The 2581-nt window shown below is 68.1% G+C and carries 4 protein-coding genes; 3 read left to right on the top strand and 1 reads right to left on the bottom strand.

All coding sequences use genetic code 11. The features are described from left to right. Positions 1 to 777, bottom strand: a 777-nt coding sequence (locus AC1DJT_RS35970) for a LysR family transcriptional regulator (protein WP_476835983.1), incomplete at its 3' end; no start/stop codon positions are given. 126 nt (positions 778 to 903) lie between these two features. Here AC1DJT_RS35970 and AC1DJT_RS35965 point away from each other — a divergent pair. The 3 genes from AC1DJT_RS35965 to AC1DJT_RS35955 form a co-directional block, all read left to right on the top strand. Then, entirely contained in the window at positions 904 to 1320 is a 417-nt protein-coding gene (locus tag AC1DJT_RS35965) for a (R)-mandelonitrile lyase (RefSeq protein ID WP_476835982.1), read from the top strand. Next, a complete protein-coding gene (locus AC1DJT_RS35960; protein ID WP_441504553.1) occupies positions 1317 to 1673 on the top strand; it encodes a carboxymuconolactone decarboxylase family protein in 357 nt (118 codons plus the stop codon). Before AC1DJT_RS35965 ends, AC1DJT_RS35960 begins: the two co-directional genes overlap by 4 nt. After that, on the top strand, positions 1670 to 2581 hold a 912-nt coding region (locus AC1DJT_RS35955), incomplete at its 3' end, for an NAD(P)-dependent alcohol dehydrogenase (RefSeq protein WP_476835981.1). The genes AC1DJT_RS35960 and AC1DJT_RS35955, both read left to right, overlap by 4 nt.

Genomic DNA, 2581 nt, shown 5'->3' with positions numbered 1-2581 from the left:
GACCAGGCTGCCCCGGGCAAGCTGCTCCGCCACATGGTCCTCCATCACGAAGCCGAGCCCGAAGCCGGCCTCGGCGGCGCGCGCGATCATACTGACATTGTTGAAGGCGAGCCGACCCTCCACCCGGACGCGGACTTCGCGTCCATCCCGCTCCAGCTCCCAGGCGTAGAGGCCGCCGCCGCTCAACAGGCGCAGGTTGATGCAGCTGTGCTCGGCGAGGTCATGCGGGGTCAGGGGAATGGAGCGGGTGGCGAGATAGCCGGGCGATCCGACCACCACCATGCGCAGATCCGGCCCGATCCGGACCGCTACCATGTCCTTGGCGAGCGCTTCGCCGAGCCGGACGCCGGCGTCGAAGCGCTCGGTGACGATGTCGGTCAGGCTGGAATCGATGCTGAGCTCGACATGGATGTCGGGGTAATGCGGCAGGAACCGCTCCAGAGCCGGCCAGAGCACGGTCGTCGCCGCGTGCTCCGAGGTCGTGATGCGGATCGTCCCGGCCGGCTTCTCGCGCAACTCGTTGAGGGAGGCCAGTTCCGAGCCGATGCTCTCCAGAGCCGGGCGCAGCGTGCCGAGCAGCCGCTCCCCGGCCGCGGTCGGCGCGACGCTGCGGGTGGTGCGGGTCAGCAGGCGCACGCCCAGCCTGGTCTCGAGCCGGCGGATCGTATGGCTCAGCGAGGATTGCGAGGTGCCGAGCTTGGCGGCCGCGCGCGTGAAACTCTGCTCCTCGGCGACCGTCAGGAAGGCATTGAGATCGACCAGTTCCTCGCGCCGCATTCATGAACTCCCGATATGGCTTCATGCGGTTTCTATCGCCTAATCCAATGAATGTCGCGCGGCTACAGTGCTTGGGAGGGGCGGGAGTCTGTCCGGCTCCAGGCACGAGGACGTGAGGAAACGTGGATGGACATCAAGCGAAGCGGGGCGCAGCCTTCTGCAAAGGGGCCGGCCGAGTATTTCACGGGCACGGTCAGGATCGATGCGCCCTTTGCCGGCGGCGCCGCCCTGAGCGGCGCGACCGTCACCTTCGAACCCGGAGCGCGGACGGCCTGGCACACCCATCCGCTCGGCCAGACCCTTCTGGTGCTCTCGGGGCTGGGCCGGGTGCAGCGCGAGGGCGGTCCGGTCGAGGAGATCCGGCCCGGCGACATCGTCTGGTTCGAACCGGGCGAGAAACACTGGCACGGCGCCGCGCCGGACTGCGCCATGGCGCATGTCGCCATTGCCGCGATKAAGGATGGTTCGGTGGTGACCTGGATGGAGAAGGTCGTGGACCAGGATTATCTCTGGCAGGTTCATCGCGGAGAGGTGCAGGGATGACGGATGATCGCAGCCCTGCGCAAAAGGCCTATGGCGATGTCGCTCCGGCCCTTGCCGGTTTGGGCGATCGCGTCCTGTTCGGCGAGGTCTGGGAGCGCCCCGGCCTGTCGAAGTGCGACCGCAGCCGGATCACCGTCGCGAGCCTGGTTGCGCTCAACCGCACGAACGAACCGCCCGGCCATGTCCGGCGCGCGCTCGACAATGGCGTGACGGCGGACGAGCTGACCGAGCTCGTCACCCATCTTGCCCTCTCAGCGGGCTGGCCGACCGCCAATTCCGCCATTCCTGTGCTGCGCCAGGCCCTCGATGAGGCCGGCGCTTCAACGACCATCAGGACGGGAGACCTGGCATGAAGACCATTGGCTATGCCGCCCGGTCGGCCGCTTCGCCGCTCGCCCCCTTCGATGTCACGCGGCGGGAGCTTCGGCCGAACGATGTTGCGATGGAGGTGCTCTATTGCGGCGTCTGCCACACCGATCTGCACCAGGCCCGCAACGACTGGGGCTGGAGCCAGTATCCCATGGTGCCGGGCCATGAGATCGTCGGCCGGGTGACCGCGGTCGGCCGCGATGTCCGCCGCTACAAGGCCGGCGATCATGTCGCCGTCGGCTGCATGGTCGATTCCTGCCAGGCCTGCGACCAGTGCCGCAAGGGGCTGGAACAGCTCTGCCGCAAGGGCAATGTCCAGACCTATAACGACAAGGAGCGCTTCTCCTGCGAGCCGGCCGAGCCGACCTATGGCGGCTATTCCAAGCACCTCGTGGTGCGCGAGGAGTTTGCGCTGCGCGTGCCCGACGGGCTCGATCTCGCCAAGGTCGCGCCGCTGCTCTGCGCTGGCATCACCACCTATTCGCCGCTGCGCACCTGGAATGTCGGACCGGGCAGCCGCGTCGGCGTGGTTGGTCTCGGCGGCCTCGGCCATATGGCGGTGAAGCTCGCGGCTGCGCTCGGCGCCGATGTCACGGTGATGAGCCGTACGGCAGACAAGCAGGCCGATGCGCTGGCGCTCGGCGCCGACCGGCTGCTGGTCTCCAGCGATGCCGAGGCCATGGCCAGGGCCGCAAACGGCTTTGACCTGATCATCGATACCGTTCCGGTCAGGCACGACATCAACCCCTATCTCTCGCTGCTCGATGTCGATGCGACGCTCGTCCTGGTCGGCCAGGTCGGGCCGCTCGCGGAGCCCTCGACCGTGCCGCTGCTGCTCGGCCGCCGGCGTATCGCCGGCTCGCCGATCGGCGGCATCGCCGAGACGCAGGAG

This window comes from Allobosea sp. 05T422_2 (assembly GCF_056396265.1).
This window is presented reverse-complemented; position numbering and strand designations above follow the sequence as displayed.

Excerpts from the sequence above, each read along its gene's own strand:
- AC1DJT_RS35960 (WP_441504553.1), top strand. The coding sequence starts at position 1,317 with ATGACGGATGATCGCAGCCCTGCGCAAAAGGCCTATGGCGATGTCGCT.